General features: G+C 41.8%; 20 protein-coding genes and 1 other annotated feature. Of the genes, 7 read left to right on the top strand and 13 right to left on the bottom strand.

The window, feature by feature from the left end; all coding sequences use genetic code 11:
- Nucleotides 1-10 precede the first annotated feature (10 nt).
- On the bottom strand, nt 11-868 hold the full coding sequence (gene dat, locus FILTAD_RS07785) for a D-amino-acid transaminase (protein ID WP_124069916.1): 858 nt from the start codon (nt 866-868) through the stop codon (nt 11-13).
- Entirely contained in the window at nt 865-2277 is a 1413-nt protein-coding gene (pepV, locus tag FILTAD_RS07790) for a dipeptidase PepV (RefSeq protein ID WP_124069917.1), read from the bottom strand. The genes dat and pepV overlap by 4 nt, the downstream gene beginning before the upstream one ends.
- A 270-nt stretch (nt 2278-2547) precedes the next feature.
- Between pepV and FILTAD_RS07795 the strand changes: the two genes are divergently transcribed.
- Entirely contained in the window at nt 2548-2769 is a 222-nt protein-coding gene (locus FILTAD_RS07795) for a DeoR family transcriptional regulator (protein WP_124069918.1), read from the top strand.
- 92 nt (nt 2770-2861) lie between these two features.
- Here the strand turns inward: FILTAD_RS07795 and FILTAD_RS07800 are convergent, their stop codons facing one another.
- Together FILTAD_RS07800 and FILTAD_RS07805 are read right to left on the bottom strand one after the other, a co-directional pair.
- Nucleotides 2862-3581, bottom strand: a complete 720-nt coding sequence (locus tag FILTAD_RS07800; protein ID WP_124069919.1) for a pseudouridine synthase — start codon at nt 3579-3581, stop codon at nt 2862-2864.
- A 12-nt stretch (nt 3582-3593) separates the two neighbouring features.
- Nucleotides 3594-5204 (bottom strand): putative polysaccharide biosynthesis protein, encoded by a 1611-nt coding sequence (locus FILTAD_RS07805; protein WP_124069920.1) that lies wholly within the window; start codon nt 5202-5204, stop codon nt 3594-3596.
- A gap of 118 nt (nt 5205-5322) precedes the next feature.
- Between FILTAD_RS07805 and FILTAD_RS07810 the strand changes: the two genes are divergently transcribed.
- On the top strand, nt 5323-6594 hold the full coding sequence (locus tag FILTAD_RS07810) for a BaiN/RdsA family NAD(P)/FAD-dependent oxidoreductase (protein ID WP_124069942.1): 1272 nt from the start codon (nt 5323-5325) through the stop codon (nt 6592-6594).
- 94 nt (nt 6595-6688) lie between these two features.
- On the opposite strand, the gene leuS is transcribed toward FILTAD_RS07810, so the two are convergent.
- The 4 genes from leuS to FILTAD_RS07830 form a co-directional block, all read right to left on the bottom strand.
- Entirely contained in the window at nt 6689-9103 is a 2415-nt protein-coding gene (leuS, locus tag FILTAD_RS07815) for a leucine--tRNA ligase (protein WP_124069921.1), read from the bottom strand.
- Between the two features lie 64 nt (nt 9104-9167).
- Nucleotides 9168-9386 (bottom strand) — a binding site (T-box leader).
- Between the two features lie 42 nt (nt 9387-9428).
- Entirely contained in the window at nt 9429-10088 is a 660-nt protein-coding gene (locus tag FILTAD_RS07820; protein WP_124069922.1) for a 3-oxoacid CoA-transferase subunit B, read from the bottom strand.
- Nucleotides 10089-10297: 209 nt separating this feature from the next.
- Complete coding sequence (locus FILTAD_RS07825; RefSeq protein ID WP_124069923.1) at nt 10298-11008, bottom strand: CoA transferase subunit A; 711 nt, start codon at nt 11006-11008, stop codon at nt 10298-10300.
- A gap of 152 nt (nt 11009-11160) precedes the next feature.
- The gene (locus FILTAD_RS07830) at nt 11161-12345 is read right to left on the bottom strand and encodes an MDR family MFS transporter (protein ID WP_124069924.1); all 1185 of its coding nucleotides are present in this window, start codon (nt 12343-12345) and stop codon (nt 11161-11163) included.
- A 168-nt stretch (nt 12346-12513) separates the two neighbouring features.
- Here FILTAD_RS07830 and mnmL point away from each other — a divergent pair, with 168 nt between their 5' ends.
- Together mnmL and FILTAD_RS07840 are read left to right on the top strand one after the other, a co-directional pair.
- Complete coding sequence (mnmL, locus tag FILTAD_RS07835) at nt 12514-13464, top strand: tRNA modification radical SAM protein MnmL/YtqA (RefSeq protein ID WP_415579277.1); 951 nt, start codon at nt 12514-12516, stop codon at nt 13462-13464.
- A 260-nt stretch (nt 13465-13724) separates the two neighbouring features.
- Entirely contained in the window at nt 13725-14783 is a 1059-nt protein-coding gene (locus FILTAD_RS07840) for a YeiH family protein (RefSeq protein WP_124069926.1), read from the top strand.
- Here the strand turns inward: FILTAD_RS07840 and FILTAD_RS07845 are convergent.
- The 3 genes from FILTAD_RS07845 to FILTAD_RS07855 all read right to left on the bottom strand — a co-directional run bounded on the left by FILTAD_RS07845 (nt 14776) and on the right by FILTAD_RS07855 (nt 17175).
- A complete protein-coding gene (locus FILTAD_RS07845; protein ID WP_124069927.1) occupies nt 14776-15675 on the bottom strand; it encodes a LysR family transcriptional regulator in 900 nt (299 codons plus the stop codon). The genes FILTAD_RS07840 and FILTAD_RS07845 overlap by 8 nt on opposite strands.
- A gap of 90 nt (nt 15676-15765) precedes the next feature.
- Nucleotides 15766-16314 (bottom strand): DUF4825 domain-containing protein, encoded by a 549-nt coding sequence (locus FILTAD_RS07850; RefSeq protein ID WP_148085392.1) that lies wholly within the window; start codon nt 16312-16314, stop codon nt 15766-15768.
- Nucleotides 16315-16620: 306 nt separating this feature from the next.
- Nucleotides 16621-17175, bottom strand: coding sequence for a 3D domain-containing protein (locus FILTAD_RS07855; RefSeq protein ID WP_124069929.1), 555 nt, complete (start codon nt 17173-17175; stop codon nt 16621-16623).
- 129 nt (nt 17176-17304) lie between these two features.
- Between FILTAD_RS07855 and FILTAD_RS07860 the strand changes: the two genes are divergently transcribed.
- From FILTAD_RS07860 to FILTAD_RS07870, 3 genes are all read left to right on the top strand, one after another.
- Nucleotides 17305-17823, top strand: coding sequence for a GNAT family N-acetyltransferase (locus tag FILTAD_RS07860; RefSeq protein ID WP_124069930.1), 519 nt, complete (start codon nt 17305-17307; stop codon nt 17821-17823).
- Between the two features lie 52 nt (nt 17824-17875).
- Nucleotides 17876-18451: a VanZ family protein gene (locus FILTAD_RS07865; protein ID WP_124069931.1), complete on the top strand. Its 576-nt coding sequence runs from the start codon at nt 17876-17878 to the stop codon at nt 18449-18451.
- A 90-nt stretch (nt 18452-18541) separates the two neighbouring features.
- Complete coding sequence (locus FILTAD_RS07870) at nt 18542-19204, top strand: GntR family transcriptional regulator (protein ID WP_124069932.1); 663 nt, start codon at nt 18542-18544, stop codon at nt 19202-19204.
- Between the two features lie 218 nt (nt 19205-19422).
- Here FILTAD_RS07870 and FILTAD_RS07875 read toward each other — a convergent pair whose 3' ends face one another.
- Together FILTAD_RS07875 and brnQ are read right to left on the bottom strand one after the other, a co-directional pair.
- Nucleotides 19423-20856 (bottom strand): carbon starvation CstA family protein, encoded by a 1434-nt coding sequence (locus FILTAD_RS07875; RefSeq protein ID WP_124069933.1) that lies wholly within the window; start codon nt 20854-20856, stop codon nt 19423-19425.
- Between the two features lie 166 nt (nt 20857-21022).
- Nucleotides 21023-22381, bottom strand: coding sequence for a branched-chain amino acid transport system II carrier protein (brnQ, locus tag FILTAD_RS07880; protein ID WP_124069934.1), 1359 nt, complete (start codon nt 22379-22381; stop codon nt 21023-21025).
- Nucleotides 22382-22847 lie beyond the last annotated feature (466 nt).

Consider the following 22847-nt stretch of genomic DNA (forward strand, 5'->3'; position numbering starts at 1 on the left):
AACTTCGCTTTTACTTATCCCCTGCGACACTAAGTGGGATTTTCGATATAAACGCTTGTTGCAGGGTCAATGTGATAGGTCCAGGGACTCCCGTTCCAACAGGTCGATTATCGATTGTCGTAACCGGCATTACTTCAGAAGTTGTGGACGTTAGAAAGAATTCGTCCATTTCGAATGCTTCTTCGAGTGTAAATGCTATTTCTTTGACAGGTATTCCATTGTCTTTACAAAGATCCAATACGACTTGCCGAGTGATCCCATTCAAGATGAGCGTATCTGCTGGATGTGAATAGACAGTTCCGTCTTTCACACCAAACATATTGGAAGAAGAACCTTCCGTCACCGTTTCACCACGGTGTAAAAGTGCTTCGAAACAACCGTTTTCATGTGCTTCTTCCTTAGCAAGGACATTCCCAAGTAAATTCAGGCTTTTAATATCACAGCGTAACCAACGTACGTCTTCAACAGACTTGATGCCGACCCCTTGTTGCAGTTTACTTTCAGGGCGCGGATTTTGGATGGCATATGCGGTTACAATCGGAGTAGTTGCTGGTTCACAAAAGTGATGTTGTCTTGGCGCTGCCCCCCTCGTTACTTGAATGTATACATGGCCTGTTTTAATGGAATTGACTTTCACCAGCTCTTTCGCAATATCCACCAATTGGGTTTCAGTGTAAGGAATCGTCATTTTTATTTTTGCTGCGCTTTGAAATAGTCTGCTCAAATGTTCCACAGAAGTAAATAATTCACCATCATATACTTTCATCACTTCATATACGCCGTCACCAAAATAATAACCGCGATCGTCAATTGAAATAGTTACCTCTTCCTTTTCCATAAATAAACCATCCACGAAATAAATTGTCATATACGTTCCCCTTCCTTTTTTTCACTAACGAGCCGGCTAATTGCATCTGCATAGATTGCAGTCGCCTTCACTAAATCATCTATATATACATATTCATCCGCTTGATGTGCGACATCTTCCCTTCCAGGAAACAGCATACCAAAAGCGACCCCTTTTTCAAGCTCACGTGCATATGTGCCGCCGCCAATCGACAATAGCTCCGCTTCCTCACCAGTATGTTCGGTATACACTGCTTGCAACGTTTTGATAAGCGGGTCTTCTGCGTCAACATGATGCGGAGTTGCATTCGAACCTACATCAACTGAAAATGCGGTAGCTTGCAATCTTTCCATGCAAGTCGTTATCTTTTCCTCAAATGGATACGTAACGGAATAACGCATGCTGACAGTAATTTCTCCGCCTCTTTCCTGTTCAAATGTTACAATGCCCGCATTCAGCGTTGTATCACCGGATATTTCATCATTGAATGCTAAACCAAGAAAACGACCACGTGACTCATTTCCGAAAGCATCAAGAACGAATTGCGTAAAGTTTTTCGATTGCCCCTTATCAAAAACTCGATTTAAAAATGAAGCTAGAAGAACCGCTGCATTTACACCATTATCCGGTTCCATCGCATGTGCCGATTTCCCGTTTAGGCTAATTGTAGTCAACCCATTTTCTACGCGGATTTCTCCCGTCACATTGTGGATATTTGTAAATGTTTCATATTGTTCCCGAATATCTGTTACATTGACCGCAATTTGCGCTTCCGCGTAATCAGGTACCATATTCGTACGTTTCCCTGCTTGGAATGAGATTAATTGTCCATCAGGTGTTTGATCTTTTTGTTTGAAAAAGAGTGAAGCAATCCCTTTTTCGGCGTAAATAATTGGGAAGTCCGCATCAGGTGCAAATCCCATACTCGGCATTTCTTCCTTCTCGAAATAACGATTGACGCAGCGGAAACCGCTTTCCTCATCCGAACCGATAATCAGTCGAACCCGTTTATTCAATGGAACACCGGCATCCTTCACCATTTTCATCGCTTGCCAAGCAGCTATTGTAGGGCCTTTATCGTCAATAGCACCACGTCCAAATAACTTACCTTCTGCTACAGTGCCGTCAAATGGGCCGTACGTCCAATTCGCACCAGCAGGAACAACGTCAACATGGCACAGGATGCCAAGAATTTCTTTTCCTTCACCCATTTCAATATGACCCGCCATATTGTCAATATTCTTTACAGTCATTCCTTCTTTCCGGCCTTCTTCGAGTAACCATTCCAACGCATGTTTCGGCTCAGGCCCAAATGGTGCATCCGCTGTCGCTTTTTCTTCATCAAGTACAGAAGGAATCGCGATTAGTTGCTGTAAATCACCGATTACATTTTCTTTTCTTTTTAATGCTTCACTTTTCCAATCTTTCATTTCAGGCACCTTCTTTCATCATGTATCTATTTTCACACGTTAGTCAAATAAAATAAAGTGCAACCCATCCGTAACTTTTTAATAGGTATTTCATGCAAACTACGCAAAAATACGCTATACTAGTATTGTCAGAACATTTAATCTGATAATTAGTCCTTTAAGAAAGGATGGATGTGCAGCGTCCAAGGATATTTTCAACATGCTTTAGGCAACATTCATAAGTCTCATACCATTCCGTTTGGAAAATGAAGATGAAGGAGTGATCCCCAGTTGAAACCTGCTACTGATCGTATGCTTACCCGCATCAAGGATGTCTATCTTTACATTCATGATAATGGTACTGTTACAACAGAAAACTTGGTCGAAGAATTTGGCATCACTCACCGTACGATTCAAAGGGATTTGAACGTCCTTGAATACAACGAGCTTATCATGAGCCCGATTCGCGGTAAATGGACGACGACAGCAAAAAAAGTGAAACTATCTTCTTGACCTAAACACATCTTACGCACCACTTTTTACGTACTTGGTGCTATCCAAAACCTTAAAGGGCTGAACCGTGAGCACGGATCAGCCCTTTCTTTTTAGTTGTTCGATACATGAAGAAGAAGTTCCAGTTCTTCCTTAGTCAATTCCCTATACGAACCGAGTTGTAGATTTTCATCCAATGTCAGAGGTCCCATTGACAAGCGTTTCAAGTAAATAACTTTCTTATCAACCGCTTCGAACATCCGCTTTACTTGATGAAACTTCCCTTCCGTAATCGTTAATTCGATTTCGGAGATTTCCGCTGACTTTAAGACAGTGAGCTTTCCAGGTTTCGTCAAGTAACCATCCTCAAGTGTGACCCCTTCCGCAAACTTCTCAACATCTTGATCTGTAACCACGCCATTAATATGGGCATAATATACTTTCGGCACACCTTTTTTAGGTGACAGAAGTTGGTGGGTAAGTTTTCCATCGTTTGTTAAAAGCAGGAAACCTTCTGTGTCTTTATCTAATCTGCCTACAGGAAATGGTTCGAAATGGCGGTTTTCTGTATCCAATAGATCGATAACCGTTTCATCCCGCGAATCCTCGGTTGCAGAAAGTACACCCTGCGGCTTATTCATCATTAAGTAAATGAATTCCCTATACACAACACGTTCTCCAAGTATAGTCACTTCGTCTTTCTCGGCATCAATATGAAATGCAGCATCCTTCACCGTTTCCCCATTGACTCGGACAGCCCCTTTTTTCAGTAGCTGCTTTACTTCTTTGCGTGAGCCGAAACCCATATTGGACACTAATTTATCGATTCGCATGTTGAAATCCTCCTACAATCCAAGCTTATTTGTTATACGCTTCAACCGGTCACCGAATAGTTTCTGGGCTAACCCGGTTTTTAGAGATAGGTACCCGTAAATGATGCCGCCTACAGCCGCACATATGAAAATATACAATAGTGCTTGTATTTTGCCATCAGCCACGCTAATAGCCGTTAACCCTTTTAGCGTTATAAATACACTAATAAACATAATAAGGTTGAAAATACCTATTAAAATAATTCTTCTGAATACCATTTTCGATCTGTAATGAAGCGTCTTCGTAATAATTACGATATTAATTCCGATTGCAATTGTATAGCCGATTGCTGTCGCCAGAATTGCCCCGTTCGTTTCAAATAGCTTGATAAGCGGAATATTTAAAGCTAATTTGAAGAACAAACCAAGTAAAGAAGTAAAGACAATCCACTTATGTCTGTCAATCCCTTGCAAAATCGCTGCTGTTACGGAATACAAACCAAACAAAATCGCTACGGGTGCGTAGGAAGCTAAAATGGCTGCCCCGACAGCATCCATCTCGTATAAAAATAGATATAATTCATCAGATAGAACGATTAAACCAATAACAAGCGGGATCGTTAGAAACAACATAATTTGATACGTTTGATCTAGCGATCGAGTAATTCCATTTTGATCCTTTTTCGCGTAGTAGCTTGTAATAACTGGAATAAGAGCCATTGAAAATCCTGTAGCAACCATTACCGGTATCATAACGAACTTGTGCGTAAGCAGATTAAGCATGCCAAGATATGTATCAGAGACTGTTGCCAAGCCAATTGAACCCATCGCTTGGTTAAATGTAATCATATCCACAAATTGATACAACGGATTAATGACACCTACGAGAATGAAGGGTAACAAATAACCGAATAATTCTTTGTACATGTCTTTTACAGATACGTCACTTGCGGGCGGGCTATTGGCAAGCAAATGATCAAATTCCGGTTTATACCTTTTCCAATAACCGTACAACACGACAAGACCTGCAATCGCTCCTATGAAAGCCGCAAATACAGCGAAATTGATGGCTGTAACGGATGATCCATTTAGGAACTGAACAACAATATAAGCCCCTGAAAGAACAAAGAGTATCCTGACAATCTGCTCAACAAGTTGAGAGACGGATGTCGGCTCAAATTTTTGATACCCCTGCAGGAATCCTCTCGTAATACTCATTAATGGAACAGCCAGAAGTGCATAACTTACAGAACGAATGACTGTCGCGATTTGGTCAATCGTAAAAATTTGTTCTTTGTTACTTCGAACTAATTGTGCAATCGGTTCCGCTAATAAATTGAGAACCAAAAAGGATAGGATTCCCGTAACGACCATAAGAACCATACCGGATTTCATCAATTTACGCCCTGTTGCGTAATCACCTAACGCATTGTATTTAGAAACAAATTTCGATATTGCGAGAGGGGCACCTGAAATTGCGATGGATAACGCAATATTGTAAGGTATGTATGCATATTGATATAAACCAATGCTTTCTTTACCGACAATCGCATAAAGCGGTATTAAATACAAAAGTCCAAGCGCTTTCGAAAGGAACAGTCCAATCGTAAGGATGGCTGTTCCTTTTACAAGATTCGACGACATGTTTAATCATTCCATTCTTCCTAAATCTATTTATCAGTTTACCCCCAGATGACATATTTCACAATGTCTATTGATGATTTGTGTATAATGGAGGAAAACTGAAAGTGTGGTTTCCTATATGTATGACGTCATCATCATCGGCGGGGGTCCATCAGGATTGATGGCATCGATCGCTGCGGCTGAAAATGGAGGGAAAGTCCTTCTCCTTGAAAAAGGAAAAAAACTTGGTACGAAATTGGCGATTTCAGGCGGTGGGCGCTGTAATGTAACGAATCGTCTGCCTCAAGAAGAAATCGTTAAAAACATTCCGGGTAATGGTCGCTTCCTATACGGACCCTTCTCCGTTTTTAATAACGAGGACATCATTGCCTTTTTCGAAGGACTCGGTGTCGCTCTTAAAGAAGAAGATCACGGCAGGATGTTCCCCGTTTCCAATAAAGCAAAAGACGTTGTCAATGCTTTGCTGACCGAAATGGATCGGTTGAAGGTTGAAGTGAGAATTGGAACGCGTGTAAAAAAACTACTCATGGACGATGATAAAGTGTTAGGCGTCCGTCTTGATTCGGGCGATGAAATCCGTGCACACGCAATCGTTGTGGCGGTCGGAGGAAAAGCGGTACCACAAACCGGTTCGACAGGTGACGGCTACCCATGGGCCGACAAAGCGGGCCATACAGTGACTGAACTCTATCCAACCGAAGTACCTTTATTATCAGATGAATCATTCATCACTTCCAAAGAATTACAAGGACTTGCCCTCCGTGATGCGGCAGTCTCCGTTTTGAATGCCAAAGGGAAAACAGTAATCACCCATCAAATGGACATGTTATTCACGCATTTCGGTTTGAGCGGACCCGCTGTTTTACGCTGTAGCCAGTTCGTTGTAAAAGAACGCATGAAAAACGGCAATTCCCCGGTTGAAATCCGTATCGATTCGATGCCTTCCATGAAAGAAGAGGCCGTTTTTCAAATGCTTTTTTCAACAGTAAAGGATGACTCGAAAAAAGCAGTGAAAAATGTATTAAAGGGAGTCGCTGTGGAACGCTGGCTTTTGTTTTTATTTGAAAAAGCGGGAATTGACCCAGCTGAAACAGGCGCTCAGTTATCTTCAGAGAAGATACGATCACTCGCCAAACTACTCAAAGCATTCCCTATGCAAGTGAACGGCACACAACCAATTGAAAAGGCGTTCGTTACGGGAGGCGGTGTCTCCGTGAAGGAAATTATTCCCAAGACGATGGCTTCACGAAAGAAAGAAGGACTTTATTTCTGTGGAGAGATATTGGATATCCACGGCTATACTGGCGGTTATAATATCACATCCGCGCTTGTTACAGGACGACTCGCAGGGATGAATAGTGGCGAATACGCTGAAAGTCAACGTTCATAAGTTCGACGGACATTGGTTTTCTTGGAATGAAATAAAATGGCTCCCTACTAAATCGGAAGTTTCCGACCTGGTAGGGAGCTTTGTTTTCTTCCAATTATTGGGCAACGATATTAATGAGTCTACCTGGAATTGCAATAATCTTTTTCACTTCTTTTTCTGCAAGGAACGTGATTACATGTTCGTCTTCAAGCGCCATTTTTTCGAGTTCTTCTTTTGTTGCATCTTTTGAAACGACGATTTTCGCACGTACTTTGCCGTTGATTTGTACGGCCATTTCGATAGTGTCATCCACCAATTTCATCTCGTCGAAAGTTGGCCATTCAGCATACGTAATTGTATCTTCATGCCCTAGTTTCTCCCACAACTCTTCTCCAAGATGCGGTGTAATCGGTGAAATCATTTTAACGAATCCTTCGACATACTCTTTAGGAATCGAGTCGACTTTATAGCCTTCGTTGATGAAGACCATCAGTTGGGAAATTGCTGTATTATTGCGCATTCCTTCAAGGTCTTCTGTCACTTTCTTCACAGTTTGGTGATACACTTTTTCAAGCTCCCCGCCTATTTTTCCACCAATTTTCGAACTTAATGATCCATCTTCATTGACAAACAAACGCCATACACGGTCCAAGAAACGACGAGCTCCGTCAAGTCCATTTGTAGACCATGCTTTAGATGCATCTAATGGCCCCATGAACATTTCATAAAGGCGTAGTGAGTCCGCACCATGTGAGTGGACAATATCATCTGGATTCACGACGTTCCCTTTTGACTTGGACATTTTCTCATTACCCTCACCGAGGATCATTCCTTGGTTGAATAATTTCTGGAACGGCTCTTTCGTTTGGACAACACCGACATCATACAGCACTTTGTGCCAGAAACGTGCATATAGAAGGTGAAGGACTGCGTGTTCCGCGCCGCCTACATAAATGTCGACCGGTAACCAACGCTTTGCAAGTTCCGGGTCGATGATCATTTCATCGTTATCGGGATCAATATAACGTAAATAATACCAACAGCTGCCTGCCCATTGCGGCATCGTATTTGTTTCGCGGCGGCCTTTCATGCCTGTTTCAGGATGTACCACATTGACCCATTCTTCAATGTTGGCAAGAGGTGACTCCCCTGTACCACTTGGTTTGATATTCGCTGTCACTGGCAATTTTAGTGGCAACTCTGATTCGTCAAGCGCTGTCATTGTGCCATCTTCCCAATGGATAATCGGGATTGGTTCGCCCCAATAGCGTTGTCTCGAGAATAACCAATCGCGTAGACGGAATGTAATTTTTTTGTCGCCTTTGCCTTTTTCCACAAACCAGGAAATCGCTTTTTCAATCGCTTCATTTTTCTCTAGTCCATCAAGGAAATCAGAATTGATATGTTTGCCATCTCCAACGTAGGCCTCTTTAGCAATATCTCCGCCCGCTACAACTTCAATGATTGGAAGCTTGAATTCAGTCGCAAACTCGTAATCGCGTTCGTCATGTGCTGGGACAGCCATGATTGCACCCGTTCCGTATGTAGCCAGGACGTAATCCGCAATCCAAATCGGCATCTTCTCACCGCTGGCAGGGTTAATGGCATAAGCGCCTGTAAATACGCCCGTCTTCTCTTTCGCAAGGTCCGTCCGTTCAAGGTCGCTCTTCGTTTTCACTTTATCTTGATATGCTGCAACCGCTTCTTGTTGGTCGGCAGTCGTAATTTTTTCAACCAATTTATGTTCAGGTGCAAGAACTGCGTAAGTGGCGCCGAAAATTGTATCAGGACGCGTTGTAAATGCCTCGAAAGAAAGGTCGGTTCCATCGATATCGAAAGAAAGTTGTGCCCCCTCGGAACGACCGATCCAGTTGCGTTGCATGTCTTTCAAGCTTTCCGGCCAATCAAGGTCATCAAGATCTTCCAGAAGGCGATCTGCGTATTCTGTAATGCGAAGTACCCATTGGCGCATTAGGCGACGTTCAACTGGATGTCCACCACGTTCCGACTTGCCATCAATCACTTCTTCATTCGCAAGAACCGTACCAAGTGCAGGACACCAGTTCACCGGCATTTCATCCACATAAGCAAGCCCCTTATTGTACAGTTGGATGAAAATCCATTGTGTCCATTTATAGTAGGAAGGGTCTGTTGTATTGATTTCACGGTCCCAATCATAAGAGAAGCCAAGATCATTCATTTGACGTTTGAATGTCTCAATATTTTTAGCAGTGAATTCAGCAGGGTCGTTTCCTGTGTCGATTGCATACTGCTCTGCAGGCAAACCGAATGCATCCCAGCCCATCGGATGAAGAACATTATAGCCTTGCTTACGTTTGAACGAACTTAAAATGTCCGTTCCGATATACCCAAGTGGGTGCCCCACATGAAGCCCTACACCTGATGGGTATGGGAACATATCCAGTGCATAAAACTTCGGTTTAGACGGATCATCTATCGTCTTGAATGTTTTGTTGTCTTTCCAGTATTGTCGCCACTTCTTTTCAATTTGTCCGTGATTATAACTCATTTGTTTTTCCTCCTTGTCATTAAAACACGCGTCACAAACGAAAAAACTCTCGTCCCTTAAAAAAATAAGGGACGAGAGTTATATACATGCTCCCGCGGTGCCACCCAAATTGACGACTATGTCGCCCAACTTGACTCCTTAACGCGGAAAACGGCACGGGTTACGAATATTCATTCACCAATGCAGGCTCCAAGGCGAGTTCATCGACGTCGTACAGGCTTCCACCAAGCGCCTGCTCTCTAAAACGAACAATCTAATTACTATTCCTTTTCAATGCCATCGTTATTTACCATAGTCTACCCGAATCATGTCGAATTTACAACTATCAGTTTACGCCTTCGATTACGTCTTTTACAATCAATGTAGCTTCTGTTGAGTCGATGATGTCTTGGATAGTGAATCCATCGAATACTTCCTTTAGTTCAAGACCAGTAGGCGTCACGTCGATTAACGCCCGTTCCGTAATGATTTTGTGAACGACACCTTTCCCAGTCAATGGAAGTGAGCATTCTTTTTTAATCTTTGCTGAACCGTCTTTTGCAACATGATCCATGATGATGATAATCTTTTTCGCACCGTGGACAAGGTCCATTGCGCCGCCCATCCCTTTAATCATCTTGCCAGGGATCATCCAGTTTGCAAGGTCACCTTTTTCAGATACTTCCATCCCACCCAAAATGGCAACGTCCACATGCTCTCCGCGGATCATCGCAAACGATTCGGCACTATTAAAATAAGCTGAACCCGGAATTGAAGTGACTGTTTCCTTCCCGGCATTGATAAGATCAGGATCGACTTTATCTTTAGTCGGATAAGGTCCGATGCCTAGCAATCCATTTTCAGATTGTAAAACGACAGTCTTATTAGCTGATATATAGTTTGCGACAAGGGTAGGCATACCAATTCCCAGATTTACATAATCGCCATCTTCAATTTCTTTTTCTGCCCGTCTTGCGATTCTTTCTCTTACATTCACTTCTCCCATTTTTTGCATTCCCCTTTCTTTATTGTACTAATCAATCACGCCTCGGAGTGATTGCGTCCGGATTTTGAATTGAGCTTGTGCCTGCAGGATGCAGGTATGCAACAGGGAAAGATTGAACTTCATCTTTCCTTATTGCCGCAGGACGCGGCGAACTTAGGTTGCCTTTCCACTCCCTTCAAAATCTGTGACATCCGCCGGAGGCTTTAACTTTATCCAGCGGGGTTTGAACCCCCGCTGGATAAAGTTAAACGTTCAATCCGTTTTTCTTGGTCCGCCTGCAAGAGCCCTTGGACGTAAATACTTGGTGTGTGAATCATTGCAGGATCAAGATCACCCGTCTCAACAATTTCTTCAACTTCCGCAATGGTGAATCGACCAGCAGCAGCCATCATCGGGTTAAAGTTTTGCGCTGTTTTATTGTAAATCAGATTACCGAATTTATCGGCTTTGGCGGCACGAACAAGTGCAAAATCTGCACGTAAAGATTCTTCGAGAACATATTCCTTACCACCGAATTCCCTGATTTCTTTCCCTTCTGCAACAATAGTACCTACTCCCGCTGGCGTAAAGAACGCTGGAATACCCGCACCACCTGCACGAATTTTTTCTGCAAGTGTTCCCTGCGGTGTCAACTCGACTTCGATTTCACCAGACAGTACTTGACGTTCGAATTCTTTATTCTCACCTACATAGGAACCGATCATTTTTTTGATCTGCTTGTTTTTCAGCAAGAGTCCAAGACCCCACTCATCGACTCCACAGTTATTCGAAATGACCGTCAACTCTTTGACGTTTTTTTCAACAAGCGCCAAAATAAGCTGTTCCGGAATTCCGACAAGCCCAAACCCGCCTACCATTAACGTTGCGCCATCTTGGATATTCGCAACCGCTTCCTTTGCAGATGAATAAATTGGTTTCATCGTACATCCCCCTTTGAATCGTTTGGATTGTATGTAATAATCCTTCTCTTTAATTAAATCAGACTACACGGGATGTTGCAATGATAGATACATTTCTTCGTTTACGTTACTAGAGTCCTTCAGTTTTCATCCAAAAAAACCGGAAAACCATGTTAATGGTTCTCCGGTTCGTAGCCCGCTTTTTTTAACGGGCGATCGAATAAATAAGTTGTGAAAACGGGAATGATCATAAATACGGTTAAAACGAAAATCATAACTTGCATGCCGTATTGATCGGCAAGTACACCGCCAACAAAAGGCCCAAACATTTTCCCCACCGTTGCAAATGAATTGACGATACCTTGGTAGAATCCATCTCTTCCTTTGGGCGCCAGTTGGCTTGCAATGGTAGGTACCGCTGGCCAGACAAACATTTCACCAAACGTCAAAATGACCATTGCAACAATGAACATTGTAAATGATTCCGCAAAACCAACCACAATGTACGATAGGCTGAATATAATAATACCTAACAGCATTTGCGCTTTAATACGCTTTTCCAACCGCTTGATAATCGGTTTGATAAGAGGTTGTCCGATAACAATTAGCAGACCGTTTATCGTCCAAAGAAGACTGTATTGTTTCAAAGAAATACCAAGTGTCAAGATATGCGTCGAAATCGTCGATGTCCACTGCGTGTAAACAAGCCACATTACAACGTAACCTGCGGAAATGATTAGCAGTGCATAGAACGGCGCTTTTTGACGTATTTTCTTCTGCTCAGTCAAGACATTCGTATGACTTATCGGTGAAATTTCAAGTTTGCGATAACCGAAAAGAGCGACAAAGAAAAAGAGTATATAGAAGATTAGATTCGCCGGAAAAATATAATCGATACTAACAGATGCGATAAGCCCCGCTAATGCCGGCCCGATTGCAACACCTAGATTTTGCGCAATATAGATGGCATTGAACGCCCTTCTACCGCCCTCCGGCCAAAGTGTTCCAACCATCGCGTACATACTTGGAAATATGACTCCGCCACTAAAACCGATAAGCGTTAGAAACCAGACATAATGGGGCCAACCATGCCAAAAAACAAGGCCGATAAGACCCAGAATTGAAAGCACAATCCCTCCCATTATGGATTTGTAGCCACCAATCCGATCAAACAAAAAGCCGCCGAGAAGATTCCCGACAACACCCGCACCCGCATTTGCCATCAGCACTAAACCTGCAACAGATAGCGATTTACCCAAATAATCATGCAAATAAATCGTGTTCAATGGCCAAAGAAATGAGTTACCTACGACGTTTATGAGCATCCCAATAATGAGGAGCCATACTTTTTTCGGCATTGCCTTATCCTCCATTTTTCCTTAACGTTCATATCACATAAATAAGAGTCTATTCTTTTTGCAAGTACTCATCAAGATGAATGAAAAATGTTCAATAATTCAGATGATACAGCATGACGAAATCATGATACAATCTACTGTTAGAGGAGTTGAAACAAAGTGGAAAAAATAACATTACCGTTTCCTTCCGAAGGTAAACGCTATCATACATGGTCACGTCACCTAAAAGATGAATTCGGTTTCAAAGTATTCAAAGTAGCATTAGACGCTGGTTTTGATTGTCCCAACCGGGATGGTACAGTCGCATTCGGGGGATGCACATTTTGTAGTGCCGCCGGATCGGGAGACTTCGCTGGTGATCGCGTAGATCCAATCGATGTTCAATTTACCGAGATAAAAGAAAGAATGCAGAAGAAATGGAAAGACGGAAAATGCATGGCGTACTTCCAAGCCTATACAAATACCCATGCACCTCTTCCAAAACTCAAAGAAAAGTTTGAAGCTGCTTTGGCACAAGACGAGGTTATCGCTTTGTCAATTGCAACGCGACCTGACTGCCTGCCGGACGACGTTGTCGAATATTTAGCGGAGCTCAATGAACGTACGTATTTGTGGGTGGAACTTGGACTCCAGACAGTTCACGAAAAAACGGCAAATCTTGTCAACCGAGCACATGATTTTAAAACGTATGTAGAGGGTGTAGAAAAATTACGCAAGCACGGCATCCGTGTTTGTACACATATTATTAATGGCTTGCCCCTTGAAGATTACGATATGATGATGGAAACAGCACGCGAAGTATCTAAACTCGATGTCCAAGGGATTAAAATCCATTTGCTTCATCTATTAAAAGGGACGCCGATGGTAAAGCAATATGAAAAAGGCCAACTCGAATTCCTAGGTAAAGATGAATATATCAGCCTGGTTGCAGATCAGCTTGAAATTCTACCTCCTGAAATGATTATCCACCGGATTACGGGAGACGGACCGATTGAACTTATGATTGGACCGATGTGGAGTGTCACAAAATGGGAAGTTTTGAACGGTATCGACAAAGAACTCGAACGCCGTGGTAGTTGGCAAGGCAAACACTATGCAGGTAAAGTCGAGACGGTATGAAGCAATCTTACGAAGGATGATTCCTGAGTGGATCGGTTATTAACTTCAAGTTTGATAATTTTTTCGGCTGAACATTTTCGTGAGAAAAACCGTGTATACTCTATTGAAATTCAAAAGGATGAAGCGATTCCCCGCTTCATCCTTTTTTGCGTTTTACATAATCATAGATTTTACTTATAGTCACTATCATTATAAATTATTTTGCTTATAGTAGATAATCTACTATGCTTGCAGTATAGATAAAAGAAAGGGGTAACGAGATGACACCTAAAAGTGGAAATACACTTAGTGCACCAAACACTGAATCCCCCAAAAAAGGGCAGCCACCATTTGACATTAAATTTTGGATTGGCGGTATCGCGTTTACATTTCTAATTGCCCTGGTCGGCTTTCTACTTGCTCAATTGCCCGGTTTCAATCGTGTTGGTCAATTAGCATGCGCAATACTTATCGCCATCTCCTATCGTCATTTTTTCGGCTATCCGGAAATCATTCGCTCCGGTATCACTTTTTCTTCGAAGCGGTTATTACGATTTGCAATCATCCTTTACGGTCTCAAGTTAAATATCGGCACGGTGCTTAATGATGGACTCGGCCTACTTGTCCGGGATGCAGGCGTCATCATCTTCGCGATATTAATGACAGTATGGCTCGCAAAACTGTTGAAAGCAGATCCCATGATTGCACTTCTCTTAGGTGTAGGTACAGGGGTCTGCGGAGCAGCAGCCATTGCGGCAATTGCACCAATCGTCAAGTCTAAAGACGATGATACGGCTATCAGCGTCGGCATTATTGCACTAGTTGGTACAATCTTCGCTATCGCCTATACCATTTTAAGACCTTTGTTACCTCTCTCACCTATAGAGTATGGCATATGGTCTGGAACTAGTCTTCATGAAGTTGCGCATGTTGCCTTAGCAGCAGAACCAGGTGGTCAAGATGCACTTGCTATCGCTTTACTGGCAAAATTAGGACGTGTATTCCTTCTTGTTCCGCTTTGTTTCATTTTCATGTATTTCATGAAACGCAAAAGTAAAGGTCAGGAACAGACAGATGCAAAGATTGAATTCCCTTGGTTTTTAATCGGATTTCTTGCACTAAGCCTCTTTGGTAGCTTTGTTCTCGGTCGCTCCATTCCTGTTACTGAAGGATTTATGAATGGTGTTTCAATGGTAACGACATGGTGTTTGACAGCTGCCATGGTTGGACTTGGTTTGAATGTAAGTCTTCGTGATTTACGAACAAAAGCACTTAAACCGCTAATCGCTATGTCCATAACTTCAGTACTTCTTTCTGTAATCGTTTATTTTATTATTTAATCAGATTCGATAAATCTTTGTGTTCACGAACCAACTCCAAGAAAACTTGTACGGCTTTCGTTTGAAATGGCGTTTGTGTAACAATGGTAAATTGACGGGTGAAAGGGGTTCCTTTCACCTGTATTTTTTGCAGATTTCCAATTGAAAATTCCTTGCGCAACGCCCATTGCGATAAAAGACTGATACCAAGACCCGCTTCCACAGATTCCTTTATGAGTTGCGTACTCCCGAACTCCATCAATTTCTTCGGCTTACAATCAAATAGACGGAATAACGCATCCGTCGCCCCTCTCGTACCCGAACCATTTTCTCGTATAATCCATGTTTCTTCTTCCAGTTCTCTCCATCCAATTTCTTTCCTAACTTGAGAAAACGGATGGTTTTTTGACATGACGACAAACATTGCATCCTCCGCAAACGATTCGGATGACAATTTCTTATTTCTGCATTCATTTTCAATAATTCCAACATCCAATTGATGGCTAGCTACAAGTTCTTCAATTTCTTTTGAATTACCAATCGTAATTGCTGGATGAATAAGTGGGTATTTTTCATGCATTTTTGCAATTATATGCGGAAGAATATACTCTCCAAATGTATAACTGGCGCCGATTGACAGCGAGCCACTTGCTGTATTGGTCAAATCGTCTACTAACAGTTTCATTTTTTCATGAAGCCCTACAATTTCTTTCGCGTGATAATAGACGATTTCCCCTGCTTGGTTTAATCGCACATATTTATTACTTCGTTCGAGTAATCTTGTTCCGATGTCACGCTCCAACGTTTGTATATATTGACTGACCGCTGGTTGCGTCATATGCAATTCTTCTGCTGCACGTGAAAAGTTTTTCCTCTCAGCTACTGCTATAAACACTTGTAAATGCTGATCCATCCGTTCTCTACCTCCTTCACATGAACAATAGAAGCCGATTTAGTAGTACCTTAAATCGGCGATTGCAGGTGCTTTTTCAAGCTATTCATTTCAATTCCCTTTTGTATATGCTGCTAGCCATACACCTGAGTCTTCATGGATGAGTGGCTGTTGGACATCCTTCTTGAATTCATCCACTTTTTTCAGTTTATCAAGCTTGCCGCCATACCAATCTTCCACGTTTTTCCTAGTCACTGTGTAGGATTTATCTTCAAATTTCATTTCGATTTTTTGCATGTTTCCGATGAGAACAAATACCGCTGTCGTATTATAGAGTACCGCTTGTTCCGCCTTTTTTCCAATTTCATCAACACGGGCATTGTAGTGCATGGTAAGTGAAAGTGCTTCTGAATCTATTTCAAACGTTTCTTGATACTTATTCAATGGAAGTTCACTGAAAAGATTTCCCATATTCGAGTTGTTTCCCATATAGTCATTCTCATAGCTCTTCACTTTTTCAAACTCATGTGTTTCCGGGTCCTGTTGAAGTTTTGCTTCACCAATCTTCACTTTATTCGGCACTTCAAAAAATTGAAGCCATATGAATAGTGGTATAGCTAAAATAACAATAATAATCATAACAAGTCTGCGTTTCTCCATATCGTCTCCCCGCTCCCCTTTGTTTTGAATATTCTTTTTCTCAAGTGTACCATTCAAGATTACGAAATGAAATTGCGTTTCAGTTAATTTTATGCAATAGAAAAAAGCCGATTCACTGAATGAATCGGCTTTTTTTCTTATTGCCTGTCGACCCTGACCAAGGCGCTTCCGCTTTTCGTTTTTGTCCAGCTTCAGCGCCTAGGGGCCTCGGGTCATAAGCCGACCCTGCTGTGTGGCAAAGTACGCCACTCAGCCGGTTCGTCTTATGCCTGTCGCCCCTGACCAAGGCGCTTCCGCTTTTCGTTTTTACTCAAGTACTTTTATTTTTACTGATTTACGGCCCCATTTGTAGGCTTGCTTTTTTGTTGGGAAAAATACGTCTATCTTATTGCCTTTAATCGCGCTACCTATATCACCTGCGATGGCATATCCGTATCCTTCCACATATACTTTCGTTCCAAGTTTAATGATTTTCGGATCGACCGCGATTACTTTAATGTCCGGGTTGCGTTTTAAATTGATGCCTGTACTCGTAATTCCGGAACAACCATTGCAACTTGCGGTAAATGCGCTTGCCGAAACAGTGAATTCTTTCACTACATTATCATTGGATCTTGAAGGAGTTTTTTTAACTGATTTCCCGTTAGAAACGACTTTCAATTTCTGCTTCGGATAGATTGTGTTTGATTTTAATTTGTTCCATGATTTTAAATTGGAGACGGATACGTTGTGCACCTTCGCAATTCTAAATAATGAATCCCCTTTTTTTACAGTATACGTTGATGAAGCTGCATAACTTTCGCTCGTTCCGCTGACCAATAAAGAAATCGTAATGATAAGTGTTACTAGAAGTTTTCTCAATAACTCTACTCCCTACTTTTTAGTCTATACTTAGACTAACAGCCCACTATTACAATCACGTTACAGGTATTTGCCTATCTCGTTACAAAACGGGGCACTACTATTACAAAGGAATTAAGGTGATACGTTTTGCAAAAAGTCTCTCTGCGACAGGCCGTCAAAAGTGATGCAAAAGGCGTTACAGACGTACTTGTTGCCAGTCAATGGTTTACGTACGAAAAGCTTTACTCCGAGCACTATATAAGTAACTTGATTTCCAATTATTACAATGTGGAACGTATTGAACAGGAAATCGTCTCTATTAGTGAAAAGTGGCACGGTTATTTCATTGCTGAAATGAATGGTCAAATCGTAGGGGCAATCGGCGGTGGAATGACGAACAAAAATGTCGGAGAGGTCTACGTGTTTTACTTAGATCCATCCATGCGCGGAAAAGGGATTGGTACGCGACTGCTCAATTTCTTCACTGCCATACAAAAAAGCAGATACGGCGCAAAAGAACAATGGGTTTCCGTCGCAAAAGGAAATACATATGCAATCCCCTTTTATGAGACACGGGGGTTTATCTACCAATATGAAGAAGCTGCATACGGAACTACAGAAGATGATGACGATGTATCATTGAAATACAAAAGAGAACTAGACTAGAGCAGTAAGGTACCATTCTTTCAAATTAAATTAGGAAAAATAGGTGTATTTTATGACGGCAATTTTAGGTTACATCGGGGCTATGATTCCGTACATGCTTATCGCTTTACCAGCAATTCTTATCTTTCGTCTTTTCTACAACAAATTCCGGAAACGTACAAACATTAATCGTTATCATGAAATAGGAGTTGTCATTTTCCTATTATTCATGACGGCGCTATTTTCACAAACGATTTTAACATTCCTTTATACAGGTCCAGCCATCAATCATTCGTTTTTAAATGTGAATATTGTTCCTTTCCAAGTTTTTAAGGATAACTATTTTGCTATTACAGAACTTAATCTTTGGCAACCTTTCATAATAAATTTCATCGGGAATATCTGTATTTTCATGCCCATCGGTTTTATGGTCCCTATACTTTGGAAGAAGTTCGACCGTTTTTGGAAAGTGTCCCTAGTCGGATTCTGTATTTCCCTTTTCATTGAAACAACACAATTAACACAGTACAGAAGTAGCGATATCGATGATCTTTGGCTAAATACGTTAGGTTGCATGATTGGCTATCAAGTATATATAATTGTCAAAAATAGAATTTCAGCGGTGGATGAAATCTTTAAATTAAGATAAATACTATATACGATATATCGCATATCTTCCATCTGTATCCACTTTCCTGTATACTTAATACATATTGAATAAAACAGGATGGTGACTTTCATGCCGATACCAATAGAATATTCAAAGCCGATTCGTAAAACTGCAAAAGAAAGCGCATTCAACCAGTTGCAGCAATGGATCATCGATGGAACTCTACATCCCGGTGAAAAGTTGAACGATACGGAACTTGCGCAAGCATTGAGTGTTAGTCGAACGCCGATTCGTGAGTCACTACAATTACTGGAAGTCCAGGGTTTTGTGAAAATGTATCCTGGAAAAGCGACACAAGTGACTGACGTGGTGAAAGAATCCATTACAGATCTTCTTCCTCCGCTCGCTGCTTTGCAAGCACTGGCTGCGGAACTTGCAATACCATACCTTACTGAGTCAATAATTTCACTGCTTGAAACGACAAACGAACAATTTGCACAGGCAGTGTATGCGGAAGATTATTTCAGAGCCTTAAAGATTGACGAAGATTTTCATCAAATTATCATCGATACGGCGAATAATCCCTATATTCTTTCAATAGTCGCCTCTTTACAAGCACATGTCCGACGATTGTTCTTCCACAATTCCATCGTGTTAACTGAAAAGTCGATTGAGGAGCACCGTAAGATTATTGATTTAATGAAAGAACACAATAGTAAGGAACTTTCTACCACTATGAAGGCAAATTGGTTACGTGCGATTGATGAGTTCCACTTAATCCAACAAAAATAATTAGAAAAACCGGTCACCTTATAAAATAAGGAACCGGTTTTTCATTTGAATTAACTATACAAGTTAACATATAGAATCCTCTCAACAACGCTCGGCGCTTGGGGATGCCTACCGCAATAAGCAAGGGCAGGTGACCGCTGTCAGTCTTATTGATTCAGCTACCCCAGTGAGGCGTCTTCGCTGGAGAATATATAGAATCATTCGTTCAACATATATAGTCAAGAATTTACGAGTATCCGTTTTGTAGCGATTGATTTATGTCGGATGATTTGCCGCACATACATTGTCGCAACTGTTAGCGTTATTAGTAATCCAATTAGCAGCGAAACTTTATAATCCAAGCCGAATCCTTCGGGTGCATAACTGACATATGTACTAACAACACCGGTCATGAACAGCGCTGGTATTCCTGCAATATAATGGGCTTTCCCTTCTTTCAATAAATAAGAGACTGCCGTCCAAAGCATGATCGTTGCGACAAGTTGGTTGGATCCGCCTACATAACGCCAAAGAAAGGCGTAATCGATTGTCGATAATAGAAAAACAGGCAAACCGAGTGCTAATGTGACACTAATGAGAATTACTTTCTTATCCGGATTCACCCATTTCGAAAGGGATTCCGTGGCCATCATACGTGCAGATCGCAGTGCCGTGTCTCCCGTTGTTATTGGTAAGATAATGACTCCCAGTATCGCCAACACCCCTCCGAATGTTCCAAGTAACGATGTGGAGATATCATTGACGACTCCAGCCGGTCCACCAGCCGCTAAAGCCGCTTGTAGCCCATTGGTTCCACCGAAGAAAGTCATGCCTGCTGCTGCCCAGATAAGAGCTATGACCCCTTCTCCAATCATTGCACCGTAAAAGATTTTGCGTCCTTCTGTTTCCTTTTTCATAGTCCGAGAGACAATTGGACTTTGTGTAGAATGGAACCCTGAAATTGCACCACAAGAAATGGTCACCATAAGGAGCGGCCAAATCGGTAAATCTCCGGGATGTAAATTTGCCAGCGTCAGGTTTGGAATGGATTTTCCTCCAAAAAGAAGCGCAACCGCAATGGAGATAGCCATAACAATAAGAATTGCACCAAAGATTGGATACACTTTGCCGATAATCTTGTTGATAGGTAAAATTGCTGCAAGTAAAAAATAAACGAATATAGCTATGAGTGCAGCTATGAATGACAATGGCGTAATTGATGCTATCAATTGTGCTGGCCCGGCAGTGAATGCAGCGGCAACGAGAAGCATCAGTACGATCGAAACGACACTGACTGCTTTTTTAGCAAAAGTGCCCAGGTACTTACCCACAATTGTCGGAAATTGTGCCCCGCCATGTTTCAAAGAAAGCATACCTGAGAAGTAGTCGTGTACTCCTCCTGCAAAAATACTTCCAAGTACTATCCATATAAATGCAACCGGTCCATAGAGTGCTCCGGCTACAGCTCCGAAAATCGGGCCAAGACCCGCAATGTTAAGTAATTGGATCAGCCAACCTCTCCACCAACTCATCGGCACGTAATCCATTCCGTCCGTCTTCGTGTAAGCAGGTGTTAAACGGGAATCATCTACGCCAAACACTTTTTGAACGACTTTGGAATAAAGCGCATATCCTGCAAAAAGTAAAAGTAACGCCGCAAAAAATGTTATCATTACAAATCCCTCTTTTCTATGTATAAAGTAAGTCTTCTGACTATTATATATTATTAGAGTTTTATTGCAAGAAATATTTTCAACGAATAATGATTGGCATTGGCCCCTTTATAAATAAATCGGACCTTTCCCTCTTTTGAATAGGGTAATAAAGGTCCGATTTTTATTATGAAACTTCAACAACTGAATATCTTCTCACGCGGACAAAAATACCTGTAAGGACGATCACCACAAGCACCGGTAACAACCAACCGAGTCCATCGTTATAGAAAGGCAATGTTCGCTTATAAAATGAAATAATCCATGACAACCACTCGAAATACTCGATTTCAAGTGAATCACATAATGCCTTCATCCCGTCTACACTACTAACCATGAAGGTAGTGATGGTTGCTGAAATATACACAATCTGCGCATGTTTAAAGAGTGGTGATAAAAATGTCAAAAGCATCAAGACGACCGCTAATGGATAGACGAGCATCAAAACAGGGATTGAATAGGTAATGATGTTTGCCAATCCAACGTTTGAAATGACGAAACAAAATGTTGTAAAAAATGTGACATATTTTTTGTAGCTTATTTTCGGCATAAGTTCATGAAAGTACTCTCCACAAGCTATCATCAGTCCGATACTCGTTGTTAGACAAGCTAGAATGATAATAACAGCAAGCATAACGGATCCAAACGTCCCAAAATAATAGGAGGACGCACCGCTTAAAACCGGACCTCCTGTGTCAAATAGCCCAAATGCTTGGGTACTTGTAGCGCCTAAATATGCAATCCCAACATAAAGAATAGCAAGAAACGCAGTCGCAACCCCCCCAGATTTGGCAGTAGCGGCCAATATACTGCGTTTATTCGTAATACCCATAGAACGGATAACGTTGATGACGATTATGCCGAATACGAGCGAAGCAAGTGCATCCATCGTATTATAACCTTCTGTAAATCCTTTCATAAATGCTCCACTTGCGTAAACATCTTCAGGAGACTGAAGTTCCCCCATCGGTTTTAGGACAACCATGGCAAGCAATGCTAGCAGAAGAATAATTATCGTTGGAGAGAGAACTTTACCGACCCGATCGACTATTTTGGCTGGATTCAGTGATAACCATAATGTGACACCAAAAAACAGCAGCGTGAAAATGAGTAACCCAACCTGCTTAAAACTTTCTGGAACAAAAGGTGCAATCCCAACGTCAAACGCCACCGCGCCTGTACGTGGAGCTGCAAAAAACGGGCCGATTGTCAAATATAGAAGTGAAGTGAAAACAACCGCATAGACTGGATGGATACGACTTGCAAGCTCCTGCAAGTTTCGACTCCCTGAGAATCCCATCGCTAAAATACCAAGGAATGGAAGCCCCACGCCAGTAATTAAAAACCCAATAACAGCGGGCCACAAGTTTGTACCGGCATATTGGCCAAGTTGTGCCGGAAAAATCAAATTTCCTGCACCAAAAAATAATGCGAATAACATTACACCTATTACAAGATATGATGAAAACGGTAGTTTCTTTTGCATAATCCAGTTCCCCCTCAGATGCCCAAATATTATATGTATGCAATATATCGCTGAAAATAATACTACACCCCCTTTGCGCGAAATGCAATATATTACTGGATTTTGTTGCTCCTTAATCCTTTGAAAAAGTTGGGGGACTGTGCGTGCCGTGACAGTTTTACTGTTTGTTCTTACGGTTTTGCTGTTTGGCATGACAGTTCGGGCGGGCCATGACAGTTTCCGCAGTTGCCATTACAGTTTTACTATTTGTCCTTACAGTTTCACAGTTTGCCATGACAGTTCGGGCGGGCCATTACAGTTTCCGCAGTTGCCATGACAGTTTTACTATTTGTCCTTACAGTTTCACAGTTTGCCCTTACAGTTCAGTCGGGCCATGACAGTTTCCGCAGTTGCCATTACAGTTTTACTATTTGTCCTTACAGTTTCACAGTTTGCCATGACAGTTCGGGCGGGCCATTACAGTTTC

It is taken from the genome of Filibacter tadaridae, assembly GCF_900609045.1.
GTDB classification, from domain to species: Bacteria; Bacillota; Bacilli; order Bacillales_A; family Planococcaceae; genus Sporosarcina; species Sporosarcina tadaridae.